This window comes from Neobacillus rhizosphaerae (assembly GCF_937468385.1).
Lineage (GTDB): Bacteria > Bacillota > Bacilli > Bacillales > Cytobacillaceae > Neobacillus > Neobacillus rhizosphaerae.
Window position 1 is genome coordinate 1 of record NZ_CALBWS010000011.1, and the last position, 26,976, is coordinate 26,976.

Annotated in this window: 23 protein-coding genes and 1 riboswitch; of the genes, 13 read left to right on the plus strand and 10 right to left on the minus strand. The window is 38.9% G+C overall.

Annotated elements, in window-relative coordinates:
- Positions 1 to 215: 215 nt before the first annotated feature.
- The 3 genes from M5A78_RS10160 to M5A78_RS10170 all read left to right on the plus strand — a co-directional run bounded on the left by M5A78_RS10160 (position 216) and on the right by M5A78_RS10170 (position 2,170).
- Positions 216 to 1,436 (plus strand): helix-turn-helix domain-containing protein, encoded by a 1,221-nt coding sequence (locus M5A78_RS10160; protein WP_248735161.1) that lies wholly within the window; start codon positions 216 to 218, stop codon positions 1,434 to 1,436.
- A 12-nt stretch (positions 1,437 to 1,448) separates the two neighbouring features.
- On the plus strand, positions 1,449 to 1,589 hold the full coding sequence (locus M5A78_RS10165; protein WP_248735162.1) for a hypothetical protein: 141 nt from the start codon (positions 1,449 to 1,451) through the stop codon (positions 1,587 to 1,589).
- 185 nt (positions 1,590 to 1,774) lie between these two features.
- Positions 1,775 to 2,170 (plus strand): cytosolic protein, encoded by a 396-nt coding sequence (locus M5A78_RS10170; protein WP_248735163.1) that lies wholly within the window; start codon positions 1,775 to 1,777, stop codon positions 2,168 to 2,170.
- Between the two features lie 103 nt (positions 2,171 to 2,273).
- Here the strand turns inward: M5A78_RS10170 and M5A78_RS10175 are convergent, their stop codons facing one another.
- Positions 2,274 to 3,779: an MDR family MFS transporter gene (locus M5A78_RS10175; RefSeq protein WP_248735164.1), complete on the minus strand. Its 1,506-nt coding sequence runs from the start codon at positions 3,777 to 3,779 to the stop codon at positions 2,274 to 2,276.
- 203 nt (positions 3,780 to 3,982) lie between these two features.
- Positions 3,983 to 4,546, minus strand: coding sequence for an FAD-dependent oxidoreductase (locus M5A78_RS10180; RefSeq protein ID WP_248735165.1), 564 nt, complete (start codon positions 4,544 to 4,546; stop codon positions 3,983 to 3,985).
- A 286-nt stretch (positions 4,547 to 4,832) separates the two neighbouring features.
- Here M5A78_RS10180 and M5A78_RS10185 point away from each other — a divergent pair, with 286 nt between their 5' ends.
- The 6 genes from M5A78_RS10185 (at position 4,833) to M5A78_RS10210 (ending at position 10,871) form a co-directional block, all read left to right on the plus strand.
- On the plus strand, positions 4,833 to 6,419 hold the full coding sequence (locus M5A78_RS10185) for an ABC transporter substrate-binding protein (protein ID WP_248735166.1): 1,587 nt from the start codon (positions 4,833 to 4,835) through the stop codon (positions 6,417 to 6,419).
- Positions 6,420 to 6,579: 160 nt separating this feature from the next.
- A complete protein-coding gene (locus M5A78_RS10190) occupies positions 6,580 to 7,536 on the plus strand; it encodes an ABC transporter permease (protein WP_248735167.1) in 957 nt (318 codons plus the stop codon).
- A gap of 2 nt (positions 7,537 to 7,538) precedes the next feature.
- Positions 7,539 to 8,393, plus strand: coding sequence for an ABC transporter permease (locus tag M5A78_RS10195; RefSeq protein ID WP_248735168.1), 855 nt, complete (start codon positions 7,539 to 7,541; stop codon positions 8,391 to 8,393).
- A gap of 18 nt (positions 8,394 to 8,411) precedes the next feature.
- Positions 8,412 to 9,416 (plus strand): ABC transporter ATP-binding protein, encoded by a 1,005-nt coding sequence (locus tag M5A78_RS10200; RefSeq protein ID WP_248735169.1) that lies wholly within the window; start codon positions 8,412 to 8,414, stop codon positions 9,414 to 9,416.
- On the plus strand, positions 9,409 to 10,389 hold the full coding sequence (locus tag M5A78_RS10205) for an ABC transporter ATP-binding protein (RefSeq protein ID WP_248735170.1): 981 nt from the start codon (positions 9,409 to 9,411) through the stop codon (positions 10,387 to 10,389). The genes M5A78_RS10200 and M5A78_RS10205 overlap by 8 nt, the downstream gene beginning before the upstream one ends.
- A 20-nt stretch (positions 10,390 to 10,409) precedes the next feature.
- Entirely contained in the window at positions 10,410 to 10,871 is a 462-nt protein-coding gene (locus M5A78_RS10210; RefSeq protein ID WP_248735171.1) for a hypothetical protein, read from the plus strand.
- Here M5A78_RS10210 and M5A78_RS10215 read toward each other — a convergent pair.
- From M5A78_RS10215 to M5A78_RS10250, 8 genes are all read right to left on the minus strand, one after another.
- Positions 10,861 to 11,064 (minus strand): hypothetical protein, encoded by a 204-nt coding sequence (locus M5A78_RS10215; protein ID WP_248735172.1) that lies wholly within the window; start codon positions 11,062 to 11,064, stop codon positions 10,861 to 10,863. The two genes, M5A78_RS10210 and M5A78_RS10215, sit on opposite strands and share 11 nt — an antisense overlap.
- Before the next feature lie 129 nt (positions 11,065 to 11,193).
- The gene (locus M5A78_RS10220) at positions 11,194 to 12,405 is read right to left on the minus strand and encodes an MFS transporter (protein WP_248735173.1); all 1,212 of its coding nucleotides are present in this window, start codon (positions 12,403 to 12,405) and stop codon (positions 11,194 to 11,196) included.
- Positions 12,406 to 12,420: 15 nt separating this feature from the next.
- Entirely contained in the window at positions 12,421 to 12,834 is a 414-nt protein-coding gene (locus M5A78_RS10225) for a MarR family winged helix-turn-helix transcriptional regulator (protein WP_248735174.1), read from the minus strand.
- A gap of 264 nt (positions 12,835 to 13,098) precedes the next feature.
- Positions 13,099 to 16,548: a methionine synthase gene (metH, locus tag M5A78_RS10230; protein WP_248735175.1), complete on the minus strand. Its 3,450-nt coding sequence runs from the start codon at positions 16,546 to 16,548 to the stop codon at positions 13,099 to 13,101.
- Positions 16,526 to 18,385: a bifunctional homocysteine S-methyltransferase/methylenetetrahydrofolate reductase gene (locus tag M5A78_RS10235; RefSeq protein WP_248735176.1), complete on the minus strand. Its 1,860-nt coding sequence runs from the start codon at positions 18,383 to 18,385 to the stop codon at positions 16,526 to 16,528. Before M5A78_RS10235 ends, metH begins: the two co-directional genes overlap by 23 nt.
- Before the next feature lie 2 nt (positions 18,386 to 18,387).
- Positions 18,388 to 19,575, minus strand: a complete 1,188-nt coding sequence (gene metC / locus M5A78_RS10240; protein WP_248735177.1) for a cystathionine beta-lyase — start codon at positions 19,573 to 19,575, stop codon at positions 18,388 to 18,390.
- Positions 19,575 to 20,687 carry a methionine biosynthesis PLP-dependent protein gene (locus M5A78_RS10245; RefSeq protein WP_248735178.1) on the minus strand — a complete coding sequence of 371 codons (1,113 nt, stop codon included), beginning with the start codon at positions 20,685 to 20,687 and terminating at the stop codon, positions 19,575 to 19,577. The genes metC and M5A78_RS10245 overlap by 1 nt, the downstream gene beginning before the upstream one ends.
- A gap of 129 nt (positions 20,688 to 20,816) precedes the next feature.
- A riboswitch (SAM riboswitch) is annotated at positions 20,817 to 20,933 on the minus strand.
- Between the two features lie 52 nt (positions 20,934 to 20,985).
- Positions 20,986 to 21,351: a helix-turn-helix domain-containing protein gene (locus M5A78_RS10250; RefSeq protein ID WP_248735179.1), complete on the minus strand. Its 366-nt coding sequence runs from the start codon at positions 21,349 to 21,351 to the stop codon at positions 20,986 to 20,988.
- A 1,015-nt stretch (positions 21,352 to 22,366) separates the two neighbouring features.
- On the opposite strand from M5A78_RS10250, the gene M5A78_RS10255 reads away from it, so the two are divergent.
- The 4 genes from M5A78_RS10255 (at position 22,367) to M5A78_RS10270 (ending at position 26,969) form a co-directional block, all read left to right on the plus strand.
- Positions 22,367 to 24,193, plus strand: a complete 1,827-nt coding sequence (locus tag M5A78_RS10255; RefSeq protein ID WP_248735180.1) for a polysaccharide biosynthesis protein — start codon at positions 22,367 to 22,369, stop codon at positions 24,191 to 24,193.
- 86 nt (positions 24,194 to 24,279) lie between these two features.
- A complete protein-coding gene (locus M5A78_RS10260) occupies positions 24,280 to 25,437 on the plus strand; it encodes a DegT/DnrJ/EryC1/StrS family aminotransferase (protein ID WP_319942275.1) in 1,158 nt (385 codons plus the stop codon).
- Between the two features lie 115 nt (positions 25,438 to 25,552).
- Positions 25,553 to 26,302: a YveK family protein gene (locus tag M5A78_RS10265; RefSeq protein ID WP_248735182.1), complete on the plus strand. Its 750-nt coding sequence runs from the start codon at positions 25,553 to 25,555 to the stop codon at positions 26,300 to 26,302.
- Complete coding sequence (locus M5A78_RS10270; RefSeq protein ID WP_319942281.1) at positions 26,271 to 26,969, plus strand: CpsD/CapB family tyrosine-protein kinase; 699 nt, start codon at positions 26,271 to 26,273, stop codon at positions 26,967 to 26,969. The genes M5A78_RS10265 and M5A78_RS10270 overlap by 32 nt, the downstream gene beginning before the upstream one ends.
- Positions 26,970 to 26,976 lie beyond the last annotated feature (7 nt).

Consider the following 26,976-nt stretch of genomic DNA (forward strand, 5'->3'; position numbering starts at 1 on the left):
GTTATATTTATAATTTTTATATAAAATATTGAGAGGTGAACTTTTCTTATTATAATAAAGGTAAAAATTTCCCAACATTTTAATGTTGAGCGATTGTTATCTGACTTAAACTTTTCGCATAAGTTAGTAATTGAATTTTTTAAGTAGTCTGAAAGAAACTGTAAGAAATGTATTTATTATAGTAAAATGGAAAAAAACGAAAGGTAGCTGAAAATATGGAATTCGGAGCTCTAATTAAATTCTATCGAACTCAAAGAGGAATTACACAAGCGGAGCTAGCCAGAGGGATTTGCTCGGTCCCTCATTTAAGTAAAATAGAGAACAATTCAAAAGAAGCTAATGAGGAAACGGTTTCCCTTTTACTCGAAAGGCTAGAAATAAGCTTGGAAGAGATGGAAGAGAAAGAAGGGACAATCCAACTTTTATTAAAACAGCTTGCTGAAAAGATAAATTATTACTTGAAAGATAAAGTAGACGAAACATTTCAAAAGCTGCAAGAAATGGAACATATTATTCCATTTTCAAAATTTATTTATTTATACGAATTAATCAAGTATAGGTATCTATTATTTAAAGGGTTTTATACAGAAGCAGAATCTCAAAAAGATTTATTATTTAAGCAAAGGAAAAATTTTTCCCAACATGAAGAGTATTTATTTTTGTATTCAAATGCTGTACTTTTAACTATGAAGGGGCAGTATAGAGCGGCGGATGAGATACTTGATGCCATGTATGATGATCCAAGTAATGAAACGGCGAGGGCAGAATTTTATTATTACCGTGCTTTTGTAAAAAGTGCCCTTGAGCAGTCCGGACATGCCATTCATTTTGGCAAATTAGCACTGCAGCTTTACATGAATGAACATAACTTTTTTCGTATTCTTCACACACTGATGCTCTTAGGGATAAACTACACCTCCGCCAACATATATGAAGAAGCAGAAGAATGCTTCGACCATTTGATCCGAAGTGAAGAATTATTAAAACAGGAGAAGCTATTGCCCCAGATTTATCATAATATGGGCTATTTGCAAAATAAAAAGAAAAATCCAAAGGAAGCCCTAATCTATTATGAAAAGAGTTTGGCCCTGCAGTCAATCAATCATTCTCATTACCTGGTTACTCTGTATTCCATTGCAGAAATTCAATATGCTCTTCAGGAAAAATCGAAGGCGAGAGAGTATTTTCAAGTCGTAGCTTCTTTAGCAAAGGATCGAAGGAATAAAAAATATCGCTTGTTAGCAGAATTTTACTTATTTCACATGGTTTCTAGCAATAAAGCATTTAAATATTTAGAAACAAAAGTAATACCCTATCTTGAAGATACGAATGAACACCTTAACGACCTTAACCGTTTTTACAAAATGATTTCTGATTTCTATTCACAGCAAGGATTGTATTTGGAATCAGTAAATTATTTAAATAAAATTACATGAGGAGGAAATCTAATGAAAAAAGCTGTTGTCCTACTATTTTCACTTTCTTTACTAGTCTTTTTATCTCCGTCAAATGTTAAAAGTTCAAAATCATCCGTTCAAGTGGCTCAAACTCCTATTACAGCAGATCATCCAATACTTCCCCCACTTTAATAATATAATACCTTTCCCCCTGTACATCGGGGGTTTTTTTTTGTCTCAAAAGGAACATTCCCAAGAAGAAGTAAATGAGAATGAGTAATAGCCATTATTATGTTCCTTAATAGGATAAATCTAGCAAAGAAATGGTATGCTAATAATATGTGTTTTTACTTTGGATAAGGTTTAAGGAGGAAAATATGAAATCATTTGTTGTTGGTTTTCATCAAGAAGATAACGTAGATAGCATGCAGATTCAAAAACTAAATCAAGAGGAATTTGATAAGGCAACGGAAGGTGGCACAAGGCATTTATTTGAACTTGATACAAACATTGGCTTTTTTGTCTTTTTCGATGCAGCTGATATTGATGGAGATCTCTCTTACATGGTCTTGCAATATGAAGAAGACAAGGAAGAACCAATTGCCTGCTACTCGTTCCAGTTGAAGGACTTTTATGAGTTTATGGCACTTTTCTTAAATGATCTTGAATTCAATGAAGAAACAAACGAAGAGGAAGAAGAATACGGACCGATTCATCATTTAGCACACCTTTTGTTTCATATTGTTGAAGAGGGAAAGGAACTTGAGGTGTAAAAAAGCTGTATTTTGTTACTGTTTTCAAAAAAAGAGGTTTGGATGGGAAGTTTAGAGAATAAAAACAAGCACTTGGGAAATAAACTCCCAAGTGCTTGTTTTATTAACCTTTTGCTTTAGTTACTTCCACCCTGGCTTTTCCCATAAAGAATATCGTAACTGCTGCTAGAGCAATCGGAATTAAAGCTAGCATAAAGGTATGTGTAATCGAATCCGACATGGCATGGACAATTTTAGATAAAATGAAATCCGGAATCTTCGCACGCTCACTTGCCTGGAAAATCTCACGCGGATCGCCCATTTTAAAATTCCCTGCACCCTGCATGCCTGCAAATGCTTCCTTCAATTTGTCCTTAAATACATTGCCCTGAATGGAACCGAATATCGTTACACCTAGTGTCATCCCAAACGAACGAAGGAAGGAGTTGGTAGAGTTTGCTGTTCCTCGATATTGTGGCTCCAAATTATGAATTGACGCAGTCGGCAATAAAGAGAAGGAAAAGCCTACCCCGAAGCCGACGAGAATCATATAAAGCGTTAATAGCCAGCGAGCTGTATCAACCGTCATACCACCAAGGAAAAACATCCCCATTACGTAGGAAACAATCGAAATAAACATCAGGCTACGATACGAAGTCTTGGTTAAGAAAATACCCCCAACCGAACTTCCTGCGACAGAACCCAACATCATTGGTGTCAAAATCAAGCCGGCATTCTTGGCGGTGCCACCATATACACCTTGGACAAAAATGGGAATAAACACGGTTAAAATAATAAATGTACCACCATATAGAAAAGCTAAAATTTGTGAAGTAGCAAACAGCCTTCTTTTAAATAGCCAAAGGGGTAAAATAGGTTCTTCTGCTTTTATTTCAGCAATGAAGAAGGCAATAAAAAAGACTAAGAAGCTTGCAAATAAGCAAATGATTGGAATGGAATTCCAATCGTATTCTTTACCACCCAGTTCGAGAGCAAACATTAAACTTACAACAGAAATGACAAGCGTAATAGCTCCGAGCCAGTCAATTTTTTGCTTGGAGTGGCTTAGCGATTCATGATAATAGCGTACAATTAATAGTAGTGAAACGATTCCAATCGGAACATTAACATAGAAAATCCAATGCCAGCTGATATAATCAGTAATGTAGGCACCTAGTAACGGTCCTAATACGCTGGATGCGCCGAATACTGCTCCAAGTAAGCCAGTCATCTTTCCACGGTTTTCCGGAGGGAAAATATCAAAAACGATCGTAAAGGCAATCGGCATGAGGGCTCCGCCACCAATCCCTTGAATCGCCCTGAAAATACTTAGCTGTACAATAGTTTGGGCAATCCCACAAAGGGCAGACCCAACAAGGAATACGACTAATCCAAAAATAAAAAAGCGTTTCCGACCATACATATCGGATAGCTTACCGAAAATGGGCATTCCGGCCATAACGGCTACCATATAGGCCGATGTTACCCAAATAAACTTGTCAAAGCCACCAAGATCAGAAACGATAGTTCCCATCGCTGTTGCGACAATAGTATTATCCATGGCCGACATTAATATGGCCAATAGTATGCCAGTAACAACGAGCTTAAGATTATTGTCTTTTTTGATCATAAAATTTCTCCTTAGTAGAGACTGTAATGATAGTACTGTCTTAAAGTAACTCGTTAAGTCCTCCTACATTTATTTTCTACATATATTCAGGTCGATAATCAATTTTAAAAGGAAGGTGAAACCTTGTCAATAAATAGTTTAAAGCAAAGAAAAGAGACTCTTTTAGGAGTCCCTTCCATAAATTAATAATAGCAAATTTCTTTTTAGGCTTTCAAAATATCATGGTCAACGTAGCGCTCGCCGTTCATTACACTTAGAAGATTGATGGCTACTTTTGCACCATCACCAGCGGTAACAATGGTATGTACACTCATACCAGCCACTGTTCCAGCGGCCCAAATTCCTTCTATATTCGTTTTTCCAGCAGCATCAACGTCAAGAATGGTCTTAACCCTTGGCTCTGTACCAGGTTTTGTTGCTAAACCGACTTTTTCAGCAAGGTCTACAAAGAATCCAGTGGCAACGATTACATGTTTTGCTTCGTATTCACCTTCTTCAGCTTCTACTTTAAAACCGCCTTCGACTTGACTAATATTTGTAACCGTTGCTTGGACAATTTCAGCACCAAATTTACTTGCTTGTTGCTTACCAATCTCAACAAGGTTAGGTCCAGAGATTTCCAATACACCATAATGGTTCTCCACCCATGCCCGTTTTGTAACGGTTTTGTCATTATCAAGGACCAAAGTTTTCTTTCCTGCTTTTGCAGTGAATAAAGCAGCACTAGCACCAGCTGGTCCTGCACCAATAACTACAACATCAAACATATCCATACCTCCAATTGATAAATTTTTTATCACCTTATACAAAAAAAGCTTAGCTCAATTAGTAACAATTGTAAAAGAAACTGCTTACACTTTTAGGAGTAACCTTCCACTAAAAAATCAGTACTTAAATTATTTAAAATTAACAGTTTTTTTTATTTACTAAGATTGCATTATCATGTAGAATAGACCAAGTAAAACATATAAGAATAGTAGGGATTATTTGTTTGAAAAATGAAACTATTATTCTTTTGTTTTGTATAAGAATGACAACTTAGGAGGAAAAACAATGGGGCGTAAAAATGTAAACATCCTTGTTGCGATGTTACTAAGTATTTTTCTAGTACTAGCAGCCTGCTCTTCAAATACGAAGGATAATGCTAACACGAAAAATACGAGTGAAGGCACAAATAAACCGGATACATTTGTTTATGGAATTGACGGGGATCCTGGAAACGCGGTAAACGTGATCACAACAGGTGACCGCTATGGTTTAATGGAAATCAAAGCTCTATATTCTCCATTATATATGTATAACGGAAAAGACAATGTGAAGTACTTTTTAGCGGAAAGCATGACACCGTCAGCTGATTTCTTAACATATACAGCTAAATTAAGAAAAGACGTTAAGTGGCATGATGGACAGCCGTTTACAGCGGATGATGTCGTGTTCACATATGATGAAATGTTAAAAGAAGCAAACGGCGGCTGGGCGAGAAGCCAGCTTATTTTTAACAATAAGCCTGTAAAAGTTGAAAAAGTGGATGACTATACCGTTAAATTCGTTCTACCAGAAGTAAGTATGGGTGCATTTGAAGCATTTGGAAACATTTTCATCATGCCTAAACATATTTACCAAGGTGAAACGAACATTGCTAATAGCCCTAAAAATGCTACTCCTGTTGGGACGGGACCATACAAGTTCAAAGAGTATAAAGCAGGGGAAAGCGTTACGTTTGAAAAGAACGATGATTATTTCTTAGGAGCTCCTAAAATTTCTAAAGTCGTTTACCGTATTATTATGGATGCAAATACGGCAACATTGGCTCTGCAAAAAGGGGAAATCAATTCATTGGCCATCCAGCCTGCAGACACAAGTAAATTTAATAACAGCTCTAACGTAACCCTTAAGCCTTATGATGAAGGACGTATTGGTTATTTAGCCTTTAATTTAGGTTCTAAGACCGTTCAATCGAAAGAACTACGTCAAGCGATTGCATTTGGTTTGAATCGTCAAGAAATTAATACAGCAAGCTATGTATCAAGTGATTTTTCTCAGCCTGCTTATTCATTCTTACCGAAAAAAGCAACTTATTTCACTGATGACGTAGAAAAATATAAATTTGATAAGAAAAAAGCGAAGGATCTTTTAGCGAAGTCTGGTGTAACAGCTCCGAAATTAAAGCTTGCCTTTATTGCAAATAATCCAATTCAGCAAAAACAAGCGGCGGTAATTCAGCAAGACTTACAAGCTGTCGGCATTAATGTAGAACTAGTTGGAATGGATGCAACTGCATTAAGCAAAAAGTTGCAAAGCGTTCAGTCTGACTTTGATATGTATCTTAGTGGATACATCATGGGGATTGACCCAGATACATTTAATTCCTTGTTTGTAACAAATGGTGAGGCAAACTATATGCATTACAGTAATGCGAAAGTCGACGAGTTATTTAATCAAGGGCGTGTCGAGAAAGATGACGCAAAACGTAAAGCTATTTATGAAGAAATTCAAAAAATTATTGCTGATGACGCTGCCTTCTATCCATTAACAGAAAACAAACGTATCCTTGCGATTGATTCAAGAATTAAAGGAATTGATGAAGCTACGTTAGTACCAGTTTATACATTCGAGGATATGTCGAAGCTATCATATTAAAAATTGAACATTAGTAGATAAAGATAAACAGTTAAGCTGTTTATCTTTATTTATTACTTAAAGAAGATATAAAATGATAAATGGGTGTCAATAAGTCTCATTTATTAGATTGTAGATTTACTGTGCTTAAATATCGGGGAAATAAGGAGTGGGATCATTCTTGTTAAAGTATATTTTTAAAAGGATAATGGGGGCAATTCCGTTGCTTATCATTATTTCGATTATTTGCTTTGGTCTTATCCAACTTGCTCCATATGATGCAGTGGATGCCATGACCACTCCGAATATGTCGGAGAAAACAATTGAGCTAATTAAAGCTAGATATGGGTTAGATCAGCCTGCTTACATGCAGTATTTTTATTGGATAAAAGGGATTTTGAGTGGTGAATGGGGCTATTCGATCGTGACCCATGAAAGTATCTCCCATAATCTTTCCACTCGTATTCCGAATACGATTCTGCTTGTTGTACCAGCCTACATTCTTGCATTAATCCTTTCTATTATTCTCGGGCTGTTCTCAGGAGCGAAAAAGGGGAAACTGGTCGATAAAATCATTGATGGATATAGTTCATTTGGGATTGCGATTCCAAGCTTTTGGCTGGCCATGATCCTCGTGTTTATTTTTGGATACAGCTTGAATTTGTTTCCGATTCTAGGGATGCACACAATCGGGAGTGAAGGCTCATTTCCGGACCTCCTCAGCCATATTGTGCTTCCTTGTACCGTATTAACATTATCTTTCTTACCAGAACTCGTTCGCTATGTTCGATCATCAACAATCGGACAACTTTCGGAGGATTATGTTATGGTCCAACAAGCATATGGTGCAGGAGCTACTAGTATTTTATTTAGGCATGTCCTTCGAAATGTGCTGCTTCCAATTATTACGATTGTCGGGATGAGCCTGCCAATGCTAGTAACGGGTGCAGTGGTAACAGAAACTGTGTTTGGCTGGCCGGGTATTGGAACTTATTTTGTGACCGCAATTCGTGGGTTTGACTATCCAATCGTTATGGCAATCATGCTGCTTTCATCAAGTCTTGTGATTATTGGCAATCTTGTTTCTGATATTTTGTATAGTATCGTAGACCCAAGAATTAAGGGAATGGGGGAATAAAGGTGGCCGTAAAGGAAAATAGAAAAATACACAAATTCAAAACTGAACTTAAACGCAATAAAACGGCTGCTTTCGCATTAGGCTTCCTAGTATTGATTATTTTGGTATCAGTCTTTGCCTTTTTATCGCCCTATCCTCCTAATAAAGTGGATGTCATGAATGTTCTTCAACAGCCAAACTCAAAACACTTGTTTGGGACTGATGAACTAGGAAGAGATTATTTTACAAGAGCAATTTACGGTGGGAGAATTTCGTTAACCGTTGGGATTTTAGCGATGCTCATTTCTACAAGTATCGGAGTGTTAGTTGGAACCGTGAGTGGATACTTCGGTGGACGTATTGACAGCATTCTAATGAGATTTGTTGATGTGATTTCCTCCATTCCATGGATGATTCTTGTGACAGTGGTTAGTATTTATCTTACCCCTGGTTTAAAAGCTATTATTCTAGTAATTGGCTTGTTTACGTGGATGAGTACGGCTAGGCTAGTTCGTGCTGAAACCCTTTCAATTAAAGAAAGAGAATATGTTTTATATGCAAAATCTTCTGGTCAATCGATTAGAAAAGTGATCTGGAAGCATATCATTCCAGCAGTTTTGCCAACCTTCATCGTCGCTTCAACTGTAAGTATTGCCAATGCGATTATTATGGAATCGACACTAAGCTTTCTAGGACTTGGTATCCAGCAGCCATTATCATCTTGGGGAAGCATGCTCCAAAATGCACAAGGGAGCCTAGGGAATGCTCCATATATGGCGATATTGCCGGGACTTCTTATTGTATTTACTGTGTATTCTTTTAATAAAATGGGTGATGTCCTTAGGGCAGTTGTCGAGCCGAAGACGAGTGGAAAATAAGGAGGAGGTTCGAATCATATGGAAAACAACAGGAGAGAAAAAAATGTTTTATTAGACGTAAAGAACCTCCGTACCGCCTTTTATAACGGAGACTCAAAAATGGAAGTGGTCCGTGGAATTGATTTTACTGTTCAAAAGGGTGAAATTCTAGGGATTGTTGGTGAATCTGGAAGTGGAAAAAGTGTAATGGTGAAGTCCATTCTTGGTATTATTCCGAACAATGCTAAAGTAGATGCTGGTGAAATTGTCTTGGATGGAGAGCACCTAGAGAGCTTATCGAAAAAAGAAAAAAGGGCGATTAGAGGCCGCGAAATCGCGATGATTTTTCAAGATCCGATGACTGCCCTGAATCCGTTAAAAAAAGCTGGCGATCATCTTGTTGAGTTATTAGTAAGAGTAAGAGGGATGAAAAAGAAGGAAGCAATAAATGAAGCTATTGAACTGTTGAGAATGGTCGGCATACCCTCGCCTGAAACAAGAGTGAATCAATATCCACATGAATTTAGTGGAGGGATGAGACAAAGGGTCTTAATTGCCATGGCATTAGCCTGCAATCCAAAGCTGTTAATTGCCGATGAACCAACAACAGCACTTGATGTAACCATCCAAGCTCAAATTCTGGAATTATTAAAAAAACTGCAAAAAGAAAACGATATGTCCGTTGTCTTAATTACTCATGACTTAGGTGTTGTCGCAACGATTTGCAGTCGGATTTTAGTGATGTATGCAGGAAGGGTAATGGAAGAGGGAATGGCTCATGAAATCTTTTATTCTCCTAAACATCCGTATACGAAGGCCTTATTGAATTCGATCCCACGGGTCGATGGGGAAAAAACAAGATTAAAACCGATTAAGGGGTCAGCCCCATCGCTTCAAACTATTTCTAGCGGATGCCCGTTTGCTGATCGCTGTGAATTTGCATTTGATAAATGTTTCAAAGAGACCCCAGAATACCAAAGCTTCTCATCGACGCAAAAATCTATGTGTTTTCTAGCTGGGGAAGGAGCGAAGGTAGATGACTGAGTCAAGAAAAAAACTCGTTGAATTAAAGAATCTCAAAAAACACTTTCCAATAAAATCCTCTTTTTTAAAAAAGGGAACTCAAGTGGTAAAAGCAGTCGATGATGTGTCGTTTCATATTTATAAAGGAGAAACATTTGGACTTGTTGGAGAGTCTGGCTGTGGTAAGTCTACATTAGGCCGCACCCTAAATCGTTTGTACGATGCAACAGCAGGAGAAATTCTATTTGATGGCAAGGACATTGCCAATCTTACTAATAAAGAACTTCAACCCTATCGAAAAAGAATGCAAATGATTTTTCAAGACCCATATTCATCGCTTAATCCGTATATGAATGTGGAAGAGATTATCGATGAACCATTGGAAATTCACACAAATCTCTCAAAAAATGATCGAAAAAAAATCATTATTGATATTTTGGAAAAAGTCGGTTTGAAGAAAGACGATATGGGGAAATTTCCGCATGAATTTAGTGGTGGACAGCGCCAAAGAATCGGGATTGCTCGAGCTCTTTCCATTAATCCAGATTTCATCATATGTGATGAGGCTATCTCCGCTTTGGATGTGTCTATTCAAGCACAAGTCATTAATATGCTAGAAGATTTACAGGAAGAGATGAATCTTACCTATCTGTTTGTCGCTCATGACTTATCAATGGTCCGTCATATTTCCGATCGGATTGGTGTTATGTATCTTGGTAAAATGGTCGAGATTTCAAAAAGCGATGAGTTATACAATAGACCGTTACATCCATACACACAAGCATTATTATCTGCCATTCCTATTCCAGATCCGATTAAGGCTCAGAACAGTAAGCGTGAAATCATTTCGGGAGAACTACCAAGCCCGATCGAAATGGAAACCGGTTGTCGGTTCCGCTCCAGATGCCCATTTGCAAAATCCATTTGCGCTGAAATAGATCCGGAATTGAAGCAAGTGGATGATGAGCATCTCGTCGCCTGCCATTTATATTAATTGTAATAGGAGTGAATAGGATGGAAAAGGTTAAATTAGCGCTAAATTATGCCCTCATGCTTGAAATGATGAAAGCAAAAGGATTTAATAATGCAACAATCGTCGCTCTCTTGAATAAGGGGGATGAAGAAATACTTGAAAGCAATGGTGAAGGAATTCCAACATGGAAAACACTGGTTGACTATTATCACCTGAACAAAGAAAAATGCCACCAAGCACTCAGGGGAGAGTATGAAATTTCCTTTTTGACGAAGGGGGCCCTCAAATCCTTATTGTCAATCAAGTTTGGGATGGAGGAAGGCAAGGATTTCGTCGATACTGGTGAATTTCTTGACCAGGTAAAAATCACTAGTGAAAACCTTGAAGCATTGCGTGAAGTGATGGCGAAAAATTGGACAATTATTTTACAGGAAGAAAATATCGATCAAGATACACAAATGATTAAAATTGAGCTCACCCATAAACCTGTTTTTAATAGATAAAATAAAAAGAACCATCGTTTCCGTCCAGGGATTGATGGTTCTTTTGTTTAAATTGATATAAATGATCTTTTTTCGTCTTAGTCATTCTTGTTCTCATGTCTGTAGTGGTAAACGGGCTCCGCTTCACTTCCGGATTCATTTTCCCTTCACGTGTGAGTTTTTCTCTTCGTTTTTTGGCTTTGGATTTTGCCATTAAAATCACTCCTCCATTAGGTTTCAATCCATTATATAACATTTGGAGAAGTTTTGTTTATAATATAAGAATTTATAACATTGGACTTCGAGAAATGTCCAGCTCCAGGCGCCATCGGCTAGTGGAAACTTATATTTCTTGCATCTTCGTTTGCTGCTTTTTCACTTTTGTTGAAGAAGCTTGCTTTCTCGTATGAAGGAAGTAATAGAGAACTGCACCGAATAATATATAGAACGAACAAAAGAAATATAATGAACTATAATCCATTTTTGCCGCGATTACACCGACTAGGAAGGATCCAAGGGCAATCCCCGTATCATAGATGGATAAAAAGGTTGCAGTAGCCACTCCTCTTTTTCTAGGCTCAGCGTCTTGAATAGCAATTGTTTGAAAGGTAGGAAAAAGAGTTCCCCAGCCTAATCCAATCATTCCCGCTGAAAGAAGGAATGTGAATACACCACTGCTTTGACTTAATATAAACATTCCAATGGCAAAAAGAGCAATGCACGGATAGCTTATAACATTAGGCCCATATTGATCCAGCCATTTGCCGGTAAATGGTCTTGAAATTAATAAAACAATGGCATAGACCACAAAGAATAGACTAGCAACGCTTGCTAAGTGAATCTCATGTGCATATATAGATACAAATGATAGAAGAGCTGAATATACGATTGCCATGAAGCTGCCTACAATCGCGATGGGAACAGCAGAAGCTTCAAAAAGGCGGTGGAATGAAGAGGTTGAAAGGACTTCAATTTTGCTAGGCTGTTCCGTTTTTGTGTGTTTGACACTAAGACCTGTAAGTAATGAAGCGATAGCAACAATGACGCTAAGGCTGAACAAGATTTGGGGTCCCCATTGTTGGATGGCCAACAAACCAACAAATGGGCCAATGACCATTGCCATATTTGTTGACATAACGAAATACCCCATACCTTCACCTCTGCGGGAAGCGGGAATGATATCAGCCACGATTGTACCAACAGCGGTTGTCGCCATACCAAAGCCAATCCCGTGCAACAGCCGAATTACTAGAAAACCACTGATTGTTGTTGGAAAAAAATACAAGAGCGAGGCGCTCGCGAAAATGATTAGGGCTGTTAATAGTACTTTTTTATTCCCTGATCGTTCAAGCCATTGCCCAGCAAGTGGACGTGAAACAATGGCAGAAAGTAAAAATACCGTTGTCATGAGTCCCGCCATTGAAGAACTGCTATGTAATTCCTCCATTGCATAGGATGGAAGAGTCACGAGCAAGATATAAAAAGTCAAAAATAGAAAAAAGTTACTTAAGGAAACGCTGATAAAATCTTTGCTCCAAAGTTTCGGTTTATTCATGAGATGCACTCCTTTTTATAATAGCTGCTGTAACCAGCCTTTTTGTAATTTGGAAAGTTCCTCCTGTGATGACGTAGGAAACTCTTTCAGTAATCCCTGATTAACTTCATTCACAACACTTTCCCACTCCGGATATTGCTTCAAAGCCTCTTCCGTTAATTGGACATGCTTCTCTCGTTTATCTTTACCTGGAACTTGTCTTACATATCCCTGCTTAACAAGACGTTGGATGGTGCGGGTCATTGGAGGAGCTTCGACAAACAGGTAATCACAAAGTTCTTTTTGGGTAAGTGAGCCGCTTTTTTTTAGGACAAAGATGACGGCCCATTGGGCACTGTATAATCCCAATGGTTTCAATGCTTCATTGAGTTTGTTGGTAAGATGGCGTGATAGTTGATGCAGTGTATGGAATAATTCGTGGCTTAACATAGTATGCTCCCATTTCTAAAGATAGTTACCTGGGTAACTATATCGGATGGGTTGAAAAATGTCAAGGAATGTTCATAAGTGGTGGAGACAATGAACAGTTTGCAGGGCTTTTAAAAAAATGGGTGGAATTCCATTTGGGCTTGGCAAAATCTTTCAGAGTTTGGCGGGATCCCATTCGAGTTTAGCGGAATTATCACAGAAATCGGCGGAATAAAATAAAAACTCCGCGGAATCAGCATAGAACTCCGCGGAATCGCCTAAACATTATCTCAACACGTTAAAATACCTTGCTTCTGGATGGGCAAACACCATCGCAGTCACAGATGCTTCAGGTTCCATCATACAACCTTCTGTTAACTGAACTCCGATTTCTTCCGGTTGAATCAACTTGAACAGTTTCTTTTGATCTTCTAAATCAGGACAGGCTGGGTAGCCAAACGAAAACCGCTGGCCTTGATAGTGAGCGGCAAACCGGTCCTGCATTGTAAAGGTGAGCGGATCTGGGAATCCCCAACGATCGCGCATTTGCCGGTGAATTAATTCGGCAAAGCCTTCCGCAGTCTCCAATGCCAGTGCCTGAAGAGCGTGGCACTCGAGAAAACGACCTTCACTTTTAAATTGGTTGGCTTTTTCGCGAATCCCACTACCAGCTGTTACGGTAAAAAAGCCAACATAATCCATAATGCCACTATCAACTGACTTTAAAAAATCGGCTAAACAAAGATGCGGTGCCGATTCCTGACGCGGAAAATCGAATGTTTCAATAATAGTGTTCGGATTTTCTGGGTCATAAATAATCACCATATTTCCATCCGATTGTGCCGGGAAAAATCGATAAACTGCCGCTGGAGTAATCCAGTTGTTAGCACTGGCATCCGCAAGTAATTGATCAACCACTTCTTTTACCATTACCGCTTTTTCATCCTGCTCAGCAAGTAATTTAGAAATTTTCCCCTTCACACCAAGATGGTGTCCTATCAACATTTGCATGTTGATATACGGTTCAATATGGGAAAGTGAATAGGATTTTAGGATATGCCTTTTCGTGTCCATTGGCGTGAAGACCGGTACTTCTGTGGAAACTGAAGGCTTTACTTTTACCGCGACAGCCCCGCTTGAACGGCTTGGCAATTCCCTTGGAATATCGATTACTGCCAGCTTTTCCTTTTTATCATCGAGAAGCTTTTGATGTTCCTCAGGTGACTGCAACTGATTGGCAAGTGATAGTCCTGTCATCGCATCCTTCGCATAAAGAACAAGCCCATCGTATTCTTTGGCAATTTTCGTATCTGTGAATTTTCGCGAAAGGGCAGCGCCACCAACTAAGATAGGCAGTGAAATACCTGCTTCCTTCATATCCTGAGCGGTTAAGACCATTTGCTGAGCGGATTTCACCAATAAGCCAGATAATCCGACCATATCTGGTTTTTCCTCACGAATGGCTTGAACTAATTCAGTAGGTGTCACCTTAATTCCGAGATCGTGCACTTGATAGCCATTATTGCTAAGAATAATATCAACCAAGTTTTTTCCGATATCATGAACATCGCCTTTTACCGTTGCTAAAATTACTTTTCCTTTAGAGGCAGAAACATCGCCTTTTTCCATATGCGGCTCTAAATGTGATACCGCCGCTTTCATCACTTCTGCACTTTGAAGAACTTCCGCGACAATTAATTGGTTGTCATTAAATAAACGGCCAACCTCTTTCATCCCATCCATTAATGGACCATTAATAATTTCAAGCGGTGCTGGATAGCTTTCAAGGGCTAAATCTAAATCCGGCAGCAGGCCTTCTTTTGTACCCTCGACCACATAATAGGCAAGCCGTTCCTCCAAGCTCATATTGGGAACGGTTACCTTTAATTCCTTCTTTTTGCCACGATAAAATTCAGTAAAAGTTGCAAGTGTCTCGTCCGTTGTTTCAAAAAGTAGCGACTCTGCTAATTGAACTTCTTCCTTGGAAATGGAAGCAAATCGTTCCAGCTTTTCGGTATTAACAATCGCATAATCTAGTCCAGCCTGAGTACAGTGATAGAGGAATACGGAATTCAAAATTTCCCTTCCGACTGGAGGTAGCCCGAATGAAACATTACTAACTCCGAGAATCGTTTGAACCTCAGGAAACTGCTCCTTAATTAACCTGATTCCTTCAACCGTTGCTTTAGCAGAGCCGATATATTGTTCATCCCCCGTGCCAACCGGAAAAACAAGCGGGTCAAAGATAAGATCCTGTGGTTTCAGGCGGTATTTATTTACTAGCAGGTCATAGGAACGTTTGGCAATCGCCAGCTTACGCTCAGCCGTAACCCCCATACCTTCTTCATCGATGGTTCCGACTACCACGGCAGCTCCATACCTGTGAATTAATGGAACCACCGCCTCAAAGCGTTCCTCACCATCTTCAAGGTTAATCGAATTGATAATTGCCTTTCCCTGGGAATATTTAAGTGCTCTTTCAATGACTTTGTCATCGGTTGAATCGATGACAAGAGGAACTTTAATTTTCTTGACCACTTCTTTAATGAAATTTTCCATATCGACGATTTCATCACGATCTGGATCCGCCAGACAAAGATCAATCACATGGGCACCGCCTTTGACCTGTGCTCGCGCAACCTCGGAAGCTTCTTCAAACTTCCCCTCGGTGATTAATCGTTTGAATTTCCGCGAACCAATGACATTCGTCCGTTCTCCAACCATTATTGGTCGGAGCGTGGGATCGTCGTAAATAAAAGGTTCAATCCCAGATACCATATGAAGAGGAGATGGTTTGATTTCTCTTGGTTGAAAATCTTTCATCGCTACTGCTAACGCCCTTATGTGTTCAGGCGTCGTACCACAACAGCCGCCAACAATATTAAGCCAGCCGTGAGCGGCAAAATCAGAAAGCTTTTTCGCCAGCGTTTCTGGTGTCTCATGATAATGGCCTTCCTCATCAGGCAAACCTGCATTCGGATAACAGCTAACTGCTGTTGAGGCGAGATTCGCTAATGAGCGGACATGATCCTGCATAAATTCAGGACCTGTTGCACAGTTCAGACCAACGGCAACAGGATTCATATGCTCGACCGAAATATAAAACGATTCAATCGATTGTCCGGCAAGAGTTGTCCCCATTGGCTCAATCGTCCCGGAAATAAACAGCGGCAGTATTTTACCTGTTTTTCTAAAAGCGTTTTGAATTCCAACATTTCCAGCTTTCACATTCAGCATATCTTGACTTGTTTCAAGGAGGAGCAGATCGACTCCGCCATCAATCAGGCCAATTGCCTGTTCCTCATATGAGGCAGAAAGAGCATCAAAGGTGGTTCCGCCGGTAACGCTCAATGTTTTTGTTGTCGGACCCATTGATCCTGCTACATAACGCGGCCAATCATCGGTTGAAGCCTGAATGGCTTCCTTAACCGCAATCATTGCGGCAATCTTATTTATTTCATAGGCTTTAATGCCTAGCTCATATTCATCAAGAACAAGACTTGTTGCCCCAAACGTATTGGTTTCGATAATGTCAGCTCCGGCTTGTAAATATTCCCGGTGGATTTTTGCAATAACAGAAGGGGCTGTTAAATTCAGGTGTTCGTTACAGCCTTCATACTGCTCACCGCCAAAATCCTCATCGGTAAGCTCAGCTCTTTGCAGCATCGTACCCATTGCCCCGTCCATGATGAGGATGCGTTTTTTTAGTTGATCAATAAATGATGTTTTCGGCATAGCTGATCCCCCTCACTTCGCTCGCACGCTTTCCGGCATAAAGGGCCAGCTCAGCGGTTAGTTCATAGCGTAAAAATGGTGTAATTAAATAAATTCCGTTAAATAAATCTAAGGCTGCATCAATTAGTGATTTGGTAATTTCAATTCCCTCTCTGGTAGCTTGAAGCGGGTTATCAGTCAGGCTGGCCATCCGCTCCCGTATGGAATCAGCAATTTTAATTCCCGGTACTTCATTATGAAGGAATTCAGCGTTCTTACTGCTTATTAGCGGCATTAGGCCAATATAGATAGGTGCATTAAGATGTTTCGTATTTTCATAGATTTCAATTAATTTTTCCTCTGAAAAAACTGGCTGGGAGATAAAGTAATCAGCACCCATGTGGATTTTTTTCTCCAGCCGCTTCACCGCTTTTTCGAGTGATCGAACATTCGGGTTAAAGGCTGCTGCGATGCTGAAAGCCGTTTTTTGTCCTAAATCCTTTCCGGAAAAAGATAAGCCCTCATTTAACTGCTTAATCATTTGAATCAGCTCAAAGGAAGAAACATCATAAACGGACGATGCACCTGGGAAATCGCCAACTCTCGCCGGATCGCCGGTTATGGCTAGAACATCATTCAAGCCAAGAGTGTGAAGTCCCATTAAATGAGATTGCAAGCCGATAATATTGCGATCGCGGCAGGAAATATGAATGAGTGGGCGCAGCCCTAATTCTGTTTTAACCAAGTACCCTAATGATTCGTTTGAAATTCTTACTGTCGCAAGCGAATTATCCGCGAGTGTTAAAGAATCAATTCCCGCTTCTTTTAAGGCTTTCGCCCCTTCGAAAAACTTTGACGTATCCAGCTTTCTAGGAGGATCTAATTCGACGATCACCGAAGGTCTTTCTTTGACGACCTCCTGAAGAGGGGCGTACTCCCTTTTAACAGCAGATTCAACGATAACTTTCTTTGGTTTCAATTTTACAACCTTTTCCGTAACAGGGACACTATTCTTTAATTCGGATGCAAAGGCTTTAATATGTGCCGGAGTGGTGCCACAGCAGCCGCCAAGAAGACGAACCCCTTCATTTCGGAATGCACGAGCGGACTGGCGAAAATAATCGGCGTCGCCCTCATAATGAAATTTCCCGTCCGTATAGGTGGGCAGACTGGCGTTCGGATAGGCAGATAGAAAGGCATGCTTCGGAAGTTCAATCTGTTCGAGCGTTACGAGCATATGATGTGGACCGAGCCGGCAATTAAGCCCAATGACATCGGCACCAAGACCCTCGAGTCTCTTTAAAGCCTCATTAACTGGTGTTTGATTTTGTAAAATTCCCGGCTCCTGATGGGATAGCTGTGCAATTATTGGAAGCTTCGTTTCCTTCCTCGCAATAGTAAGAATGATTTCAAGCTCTTCTAGGTCGTAAAAGGTCTCCAGTAGTAGGCCATCTACCCCTTCAAGTAATAGACAATATAATTGTTCGCGGAAGCTTCGCTTTAATTCTTCGATTGAAATGGAATCAGGCTTAATTCCCCGATTACCACCAATCGTTCCAAGCACATAGGCATTATTTTGGGCTGCTTTTTTGGCATTGCGGACGGCAGCGCTGTTTATTTCCTTCACCGAGTCTTCGAGTCCATAACGTTGGAGCTTTAGATAATTTCCTGCATAGGTATTTGTTTGAATGACATCCGCGCCGGCATCGATATAGGCTTTATGAATATTTTGGATTTGCTCTGGCTGAGATAGATTTAGCTCCTCAAAACAGCAATCAGTTCCATAAGAATAAAGGAGAGTACCCATGGCTCCATCGGCAATTAAGATTTGATTGTTTAATTTTTCTAAAAAGCTCATTGTCATTCTCCCCGTTCAAACACTAATCGTTTCTGGTTGATTTGCTCGAGGGCCTGGGAAAAATCCTTCATCAAATCATCCGAATTTTCCAAGCCAACGGATAAGCGCAACAGACTATTTTTTATTCCACGTTTCTCTCTTTCTGCCTGTGGCATGGCAGCATGGGACATTTTAGCCGGATACGATAAAATCGATTCAACTGCTCCTAGGCTAACCGCAAAAACAGGAATTTTTACATTTGATACAAACGAACGAACTGCTGCTTCATCGGCAAGCTCAAAAGATAAAACGGCGCCAGCGCCATTAGCTTGGGATTGCAGAATGTCATATTGCGGGTGATTTTCAAAGCCTGGGTAATATACTTTTTCAACAAGAGGCTGAGATTGTAAAAATTGAGCTATCGTGAACGCTGACTTTTGCGATTGATCAAGCCGGACATGAAGGGTTTTCAGCCCCCTCAGAACGAGCCAGGCATCCTGGACTCCAAGGACTGCTCCAAAGGAATTTTGTAAAAAAGCAAGCCTGCCAGCTAAACCTTCATCTTTAACGACAGCTAGTCCGGCCACCACATCACTATGTCCCGACAAAAACTTAGTAGCACTGTGGAGGACAACATCAGCTCCTAACTCTAATGGTTTTTGGAGTGCAGGAGTTAAAATGGTGTTATCGACAAATGTTAGCGCATTGACCTCTTTTGCCAATTGGCTGACTGCTTGAATATCCGTCACCTTCAATAATGGGTTAGATGGAGTTTCCACATAAAAGGCTTTTGTATTTGGCTTGATGGCATGTTTCACCTGATCAAGATCCGTCATATCGATAAAGGTATGCTCAATTCCAAATCTTGTGAGCACCTGGGTAATCATACGATAGGTCCCGCCATACACGTCCTCGGTGATAACGACATGGTCGCCTGCAGAAAGCAGGAGAAAGGCTGTTGAAATGGCGGCCATCCCTGAGGAAAACGCAAATCCTTTTACGCCGCCCTCTAATTCCGAAATTACATCTTCAAGTGCTTCTCTTGTTGGATTTAAACTGCGGGCGTAATCAAACTTTCCGAACTGGTCAATGTCAAATTGATGAAAGGTGGACGCATGCTGAATCGGTACACTTACAGCACCTGTGGCAGCATCCATTTTATGCTTATTATGAAGAAGCCTTGTTTCAAAACAATATTCCTCGCATGCCATTAAATCTTCACCCCTTCATTGACAATGACAAAAGCCTGTTTAAGATCAAAAATAATATCCTGTGCATCCTCAATTCCAACTGAAAAACGCAATAAGCGGTTGCACACCCCTGATTGAATCCTTATTTCTTCAGGAATATCGGCGTGTGTCTGTGTTGCCGGATAGGTAATAAAGCTTTCCGTACCGCCTAGACTTTCGGCAAAAGTAATTAATTGCAAGCCTTGTAAAAATGGATTAACCCATGTTTCCTCTTTTAATCTAAAGGAAACCATCCCGCCTCTTCCTGGATAAAGGACATCGGTCACATCCTCATGTTGGGAAAGATAATTAACGATTTCCTTGGCATTTTTTTCATGCCGTTCCATTCGTAACGATAAAGTTTTCATGCCGCGCATTAATAACCAGGAATCAAAGGGGCTTAGCACTGCCCCGGCGCCGTTATGATATAAAGCCAGAGATTCACATAGTTCTTTCCCTTTTGCCACAATCAGCCCGGCAAGCACGTCATTATGTCCGCCTAAGTATTTCGTTGCACTATGGATAACGATGTCGGCACCAAGGCCAATCGGCTGCTGCAAAAGTGGTGTATAGAAGGTATTGTCCACAATCAGTAATATTCCGTGTTTCCTGGTTATTTCCGAAATAGCGGCAATATCAGACTGCTGCATGAGGGGATTGGTCGGAGTTTCGAGAAAGATGGCCTTTGTTTGAGGTGTAATCTTACTTTCAATCTCTTCCGGACAACATGTGTTTACATATTGACACGTTAATCCCCATTTTTTATAGCCTTGTTCCAATAAACGGTAGGTTCCACCATATAAATCCTCACTGATAAGCCATTCATCACCAGACTGGAATAAAGATAGGATGGTGGAAATTGCCGCCATCCCTGAACTGCAGGCAAAACCTTGGTCACCGCATTCCAAATCAGCAATGGTTTTTTCAAGGACCTGCCGTGTTGGATTTCCTGTACGACTATAGTCGTAACCAGTGGATTGCCCAATTCCTGCATGGCGGTAGGCTGTTGAAAAATAAACAGGTGGATTCACCGTTCCTGTTGCTGTCTCACTGCGATTTCCAATTTGAGCTAATCTGGTATCAATTTTGTACATGATGCAACACTCCTTGTTTTAAAAATTGGTGCGGTCCAGTCGATCGTCGCTAAACGGTCGCTTCCGCTTTTAAAATAAAAAAAGTCTTCTTTAAGAAGAAGACTTTTGTAAACGACCAAATTGTCATTCTTCTTATCTTGCAAATTAGTCAATAATTTGCAGGACTTAGCACCTTTTCAATGACCTATGCCATTGAAGGTTGCTGAGGCGTCGCAGGGCCATTCCCTCAACCTCTCTTGATAAGAAATTAATATTTAGATTATTTATAAAATTTACTACACTGGTGGCGTTGTGTCAATTATATATTTCTTCTTATTTTTTTTTCCCAGTTTTTAAATTTAATAAAGTTAATATACTCTCTAAAATCTTCTTTATTCATTCCTTCTTTAATAGCCTTTTCAATTATCAGCTTCCACTCTTTATCCAGAAGTTCTTTCCCATTATTGTTAAATTGATTTTCTACTTGGTCGATTCCAGTAAGTAAGTATTCAATCGAAACATCTAAAGGTTTCGCAGTCTTCATTAGAAAATGAATAGATGGATTTTTATTTAGGCTCCGCTCGATATTGCTCAAATAGGACTTAGAGACATTGGCAAGTTCTGCAAGTTCCGTTAGGGTATACCCCTTTTGTTGTCTTAGTTTCTTAATTCGTTGTCCAATCATAGGCTTCTCCTTATTAACAAAATTAATGAATCTGTATAAAGGATTGTAAGGTTTTCATGGAGGATAATGCAGTTGATAGTTCTTTCACAATATGATTCGCAGTAGGAAGAGGTTTTTTAAGTTGTTTTCAATAAAAAGCATAACTATTTTGACATTAATGATATTATAAACCATAATTCGTTCTTTTTAAAGAACGAATTTTATTTAGAAAGATTTATTTATTGGCTATGTTAATGTTCATTGTTGATTTTGCCAATATGTTGATTAGAGCGGAAGGTGCGAGACTCCTGCGGGAAAAGCAGGTCAGGGGAGACCCCGAAGGCGCGAATAGCGCCAAGGAGGTTCCCGACCGCCCGCGGAACGCGGAAAGCGAGTGCCTGGAGCGGAAATCAACAGACAAGTTTAACATAGCCTATTTATTAAAAAAATTTTTATTGAAACGAAGAAAAATAACACAAATTAGAGTTTTACTTTTATTTTTATTATGTTAGCTTCTAAAAGAACAGTATTTAGAGATTACCGATTTAAATACAATAAAAATAATGGATTGACTTGTTCTATATAAAGAATTATTATTGGGTTATACATATATCCTTTTTGTATAAAAAACTAATTTTTTTAGTTATTTTCAAAGAACCAATTCAATATACTTTGAAGAATATTTTTATTGAAGGTAGTTAAAGAGTAAAGGAAGAGCCAATTATTTAGATCGATTGGAGATGCAAAGCGAGTAATCAACGATACCGTAAAATAATAATTTTTTTACTTTTTATGTTCTATAATAAGAACATTGTTGTTCTTTATTATATAATATTGGTGATGTCTTCTAACCATTATCAATGAAGGCACTCGGTCATACTGTGGGTTGAAATAACCTTAGACGCTTGTCGCCAATAGTGTGATGTGAGGAGGGGTTAGATGCCCTAATATTAAAGGTTTTGATGATAATGACTCAAAAAGTCACTATAATCAAAGCTTTTAATTAATAAACAGTAATAAAAAAAGGGGCGAGAAAATGACCTATCGACAAAGGTTTTCTCTATTTTTTATAGTGGATTCGTGTATTGTCCTAACAGGAATTTTTTTAAGCAGTTTTTTGGTTAATTCAACTGTCTATGATATTACTGTTCCAATGATTGTTACCTCATTGACCATCTTGATTAGCTACCATATTTTTTCTTTAATTTTTAAGCTTTATAAGAAGGCCTGGGAATATGCTAGTGTTGGAGAATTATTAATTATCATTAAGATTGTTACCACATCTATTATTGTGGCTCCGTTCATTCAGTGGATATTAATCCATCAAATCTATTTTAGGCTTCTTGCTGTGACGTGGTCCATTAATATCCTGCTAATTGGAGGTTCTCGATTTTGTTGGCGGGTTTACCGTGATTCTTTTATGAACAAAAACCAAAATAAAAAACGAACACTTATTGTTGGTGCTGGATCAGCAGGGATAATGGTTGCCAGACAGTTATTAAAAAATCATGGAGCTGACCTTTTTCCTGTAGGATTTATTGATGATAATATTCATAAACAAAAATTAGATATTTTCGGTCTCCCAGTTATTAGCGGGGTGAGTTCTATAGAAAAGGTAGTTAACCATTTTAACATAGAAAATATTGTTATTGCCATTCCATCACTAAGTAGGAAAGAGTTAAATATTATCTTTCAGGAATGTGCAAAAACATCTGCGAAAACTCAAATACTTCCCATGCTGGAGGATTTGGTCACAGGTAAGGTATCTGTCAGTCAATTTCGTGATGTTCAGGTGGAGGATCTGTTAGGAAGGGAACCTATAAATCTGGATAATGCATCAATATCAAAATACATTGCCAGAAAAAATGTGTTGGTGACTGGTGCTGGCGGATCTATTGGCTCGGAAATTTGTCGGCAAGTAGCAGACTTTTTTCCGAAAAAATTGATTCTTTTAGGGCATGGTGAAAATAGTATTTATACGATTGAAATGGAACTAAAGGAACGTTATGGGGAATCTGGTGTTGAGATTATAACAGAAATTGCTGATTTGCAGGATGCCAAAAAGATGGAGTCAGTAATGAGACTTCATAAACCGGATGTTGTTTATCATGCTGCCGCGCATAAACACGTGCCCTTGATGGAACGCAACCCTGAGGAAGCAGTAAAAAATAATGTGATTGGCACGATGAATGTAGCGAATGCTGCTAGTTGGAATGAAGTTAAAACATTTGTCATGATCTCCTCTGATAAAGCTGTTAATCCAACTAGTGTTATGGGTGCATCGAAGAGACTGGCAGAAATGGTTATCCAATCGAGGAATAGAGGATGTAATACAAAATTTGTGGCTGTTCGATTTGGTAACGTCCTTGGAAGTAGTGGAAGTGTTATTCCTTTATTTAAAAGACAAATCGAAAAAGGTGGACCTGTTACTGTTACACATCCTGATATGGTTCGCTACTTTATGACGATTCCTGAAGCGTCAGGTCTTGTTATTCAAGCTGGGTCTCTTGCCAAGGGTGGTGAAATTTTTGTTTTAGATATGGGTGAACCCGTGAAAATAGTTGATCTTGCAAAAAATTTAATTAAATTGTCCGGAAATTCTGTGGAGGAGATTGGAATAAAATTTACAGGGATAAGGCCAGGGGAGAAGCTATTTGAAGAATTATTAAAAGAAGATGAGATTCATGAGGAACAGATCTACCCGAAAATTTATATTGGCAAAACCTCTGAATTATATATACAAGAAATAGAAGAATTAATATCTACCTTTGAAAGTCTTGAAAGAAACGATCTTAGAGAAAAGCTTTTAATGATTGCGAATAACAAAACGATTCCAAAGCCAATCCTGTCCCTATCCATTTAGAGTGTCGTTAGAGTATTTCAAAGTCTCTAAGATTATTATTCCTAAATATTCCTTTATAGCCAAAATAGAATTGGAGGTTTATGATTTTGCAGCATACAACGACAAAAAGTAGAATCTTCCTCTCCTCGCCCCACTTGAGCGGTACAGAAATTAAATATATTAATGAAGCGTTCGAAACGAATTGGATTGCTCCATTAGGACCGAATGTAGATGCATTTGAAAAGGAAATCGCAAGCTATGTTGGTGTCAAAGGATCGGTTGCTGTGAGTTCAGGAACTGCCGCGATTCATTTAGCACTTTCTTTATTGAATGTTCAAAAAGGGGATACCGTTTTTTGCTCAAGTCTAACTTTTGTTGCGAGTGCCAATCCAATACTTTATCAATGTGCAGAACCTGTTTTTATTGATTCAGAACCAGATACTTGGAATATGTCGCCGTTAGCACTGGAAGAGGCTTTGATTGACGCTGCTTCAGCTTTAAAACTTCCGAAAGCTGTGATCATAGTAAATCTTTATGGACAGTCTGCCAAGATGGATGAACTCGTTTCCATATGTAAAAAATACGATGTTCCTATTATAGAAGATGCAGCTGAATCCCTTGGAGCCAAATATAAGGGAAAAGCGAGCGGGACCTTTGGTGATTTTGGAATCTATTCTTTTAATGGAAATAAAATTATAACAACATCAGGCGGAGGGATGCTTATTTCCAATAATCCCGATGCTCTAAGCAAAGCTCGTTTTTTAGCAACTCAAGCAAAAGATCCTGCCCCACATTATCAGCACAGCGAGCTTGGCTATAACTATCGAATGAGTAACATTTTGGCGGGGATAGGAAGAAGTCAGTTAGAGGTATTGGATGAGAGAATCAATCAAAGAAGAACCATCTTTGAAATATATCAAAAAGAATTAGCACACCTGCCTTTTGTTTCCTTCCTGCCAGAATTGAATAATACATTCTCAACACGATGGCTTACAACCTTAACGATAAATAGTGAAGACGCAGAGAGGGAGATAAACAGATTACTTACCGCATTTGAGTCTGAGAATATTGAGGCAAGGCCTGTTTGGAAGCCGCTTCACTTACAGCCACTTTTTGAAAAGTCAACTTTCTATTCACATAACAAGCAAAAGAGCATATCTGAATATCTTTTTCAAACAGGAATTTGTTTACCATCAGGTTCAAATATGACGATAGAGGAGCAAATAAGGGTGATTGAATGTATTAAAAAAATCTTTAGTAAATAATAAAAATCTATAAGTAATAGTACCCCCAAAAAATGCGAAATAAGACGATGCAAATGTCAAAGTCGATATTGTTAAGCTGTAATGATTGTGGAGTACTAAAACCATGGAGGGTATTATGGAAGAAACAGTGGGTTTATTTGATATTTTTCATACGATTAAGAAACGATGGAACGTAATTGTTCTGTTAACATTAATTGCAGTGTTGATTAGTGCATCCGTTTCTTATTATATATTGAAGCCTGTATACCAGGCTTCAACGCAAATCCTCGTTAATCAAAAAAATACAGAAAATAAGATTGACTATACTCAATTACAAAGCAATGTAGATTTGATAAATACTTATAGGGTTATCTTAAAAAGTCCTGTGATATTGGAAAAAGCTATTGATAAACTTAACCTTACACAAAGCTGGGAGGAACTAAATCAACATATTCAAGTGACAAGTCAAGAAAATTCACAGGTATTTTCTTTGATGGTTGAAGATCAAGATGCCAGTAAGGCAGTAGTCATTGCCAATACAGTGTCAGAAACCTTTCAAGAAGAAATTAAAGGCATAATGAATGTAGATAATGTAAGTATTATTGCGAAAGCCGAATTAAAACAGAATCCTATTCCCGTTAAGCCGAAGCCGATATTAAATATGGCTATTGCGTTTGTTATTGGTGTGATGATTGGAATTGGAACCGCTCTTCTTTTAGATTTCATGGATAATACATTTAAGGACGAACACGATGTAGAAGCATGCCTTGGATTGCCGGTACTCGGAACTGTTCAGAAGATGCCAAAGGTTCATGAAAAAGGGAAAAGAGATTCCAAAACACAAACAATGGGGAGTGAAAAAGTTGTCTCGTCGGTTGAAAAATAAAAATAAAAAAATGGTAAATTTAATTACTCAATATCATCCCCATTCGCCCATAATCGAACAGTACCGACTTATTAGAAATAATTTACACTTTTCTTCTGTTGATCATGACATCAAAACAATTGTTATAACCTCACCAGAACCCTCAGACGGGAAATCCACAACATCCGCAAATCTAGCCATAGTTCTGTCACAGCATGGAAAACGGGTATTACTTGTGGACGCAGATTTAAGAAAACCATCTGTTCATTATACCTTTAATCTTAGTAATAAAGATGGTCTAACAAGTGTGCTTACAAAGGACATTAGCTTGGAAAAGGCAATATGTAAGACATATTTACCTAATTTAGACATTTTAACAAGTGGACCAATACCTCCAAATCCTTCGGAATTATTAGATTCAAAGACTATGGAACTGCTAATCGAAGAACTAAAACTAGCATATGAATATATCATTTTTGATACACCGCCAATACTTGTAGTTACAGACTCACAGAATTTAGCAAGTAAATGTGATGGAGTTGTAATGGTGGTATCCAGTGGAAAAACTAAAAAAGATCGGGCAATGAAAGCTAAGGATTTGCTGGAAAAGGCAAACTCGATAATGGTTGGTATTGTAGTAAATGGGGTGGAATCTACGCAAGGTAAATATTATGGTTACTATGGTTAAAAGGTGC

What these genes read in the sequence shown, in the direction of transcription:
- M5A78_RS10160 (WP_248735161.1), top strand. Translation starts at nt 216, where the DNA reads ATGGAATTCGGAGCTCTAATTAAATTCTATCGAACTCAAAGAGGAATT.
- M5A78_RS10165 (WP_248735162.1), top strand. Translation starts at nt 1,449, where the DNA reads ATGAAAAAAGCTGTTGTCCTACTATTTTCACTTTCTTTACTAGTCTTT.
- M5A78_RS10170 (WP_248735163.1), top strand. Translation starts at nt 1,775, where the DNA reads ATGAAATCATTTGTTGTTGGTTTTCATCAAGAAGATAACGTAGATAGC.
- M5A78_RS10175 (WP_248735164.1), bottom strand. Translation starts at nt 3,779, where the DNA reads ATGATCAAAAAAGACAATAATCTTAAGCTCGTTGTTACTGGCATACTA.
- M5A78_RS10180 (WP_248735165.1), bottom strand. Translation starts at nt 4,546, where the DNA reads ATGTTTGATGTTGTAGTTATTGGTGCAGGACCAGCTGGTGCTAGTGCT.
- M5A78_RS10185 (WP_248735166.1), top strand. Translation starts at nt 4,833, where the DNA reads ATGGGGCGTAAAAATGTAAACATCCTTGTTGCGATGTTACTAAGTATT.
- M5A78_RS10200 (WP_248735169.1), top strand. Translation starts at nt 8,412, where the DNA reads ATGGAAAACAACAGGAGAGAAAAAAATGTTTTATTAGACGTAAAGAAC.
- M5A78_RS10205 (WP_248735170.1), top strand. Translation starts at nt 9,409, where the DNA reads ATGACTGAGTCAAGAAAAAAACTCGTTGAATTAAAGAATCTCAAAAAA.
- M5A78_RS10210 (WP_248735171.1), top strand. Translation starts at nt 10,410, where the DNA reads ATGGAAAAGGTTAAATTAGCGCTAAATTATGCCCTCATGCTTGAAATG.
- M5A78_RS10215 (WP_248735172.1), bottom strand. Translation starts at nt 11,064, where the DNA reads ATGGCAAAATCCAAAGCCAAAAAACGAAGAGAAAAACTCACACGTGAA.
- M5A78_RS10220 (WP_248735173.1), bottom strand. Translation starts at nt 12,405, where the DNA reads ATGAATAAACCGAAACTTTGGAGCAAAGATTTTATCAGCGTTTCCTTA.
- M5A78_RS10225 (WP_248735174.1), bottom strand. Translation starts at nt 12,834, where the DNA reads ATGTTAAGCCACGAATTATTCCATACACTGCATCAACTATCACGCCAT.
- metH (WP_248735175.1), bottom strand. Translation starts at nt 16,548, where the DNA reads ATGCCGAAAACATCATTTATTGATCAACTAAAAAAACGCATCCTCATC.
- M5A78_RS10235 (WP_248735176.1), bottom strand. Translation starts at nt 18,385, where the DNA reads ATGAGCTTTTTAGAAAAATTAAACAATCAAATCTTAATTGCCGATGGA.
- metC (WP_248735177.1), bottom strand. Translation starts at nt 19,575, where the DNA reads ATGGCATGCGAGGAATATTGTTTTGAAACAAGGCTTCTTCATAATAAG.
- M5A78_RS10245 (WP_248735178.1), bottom strand. Translation starts at nt 20,687, where the DNA reads ATGTACAAAATTGATACCAGATTAGCTCAAATTGGAAATCGCAGTGAG.
- M5A78_RS10250 (WP_248735179.1), bottom strand. Translation starts at nt 21,351, where the DNA reads ATGATTGGACAACGAATTAAGAAACTAAGACAACAAAAGGGGTATACC.
- M5A78_RS10255 (WP_248735180.1), top strand. Translation starts at nt 22,367, where the DNA reads ATGACCTATCGACAAAGGTTTTCTCTATTTTTTATAGTGGATTCGTGT.
- M5A78_RS10265 (WP_248735182.1), top strand. Translation starts at nt 25,553, where the DNA reads ATGGAAGAAACAGTGGGTTTATTTGATATTTTTCATACGATTAAGAAA.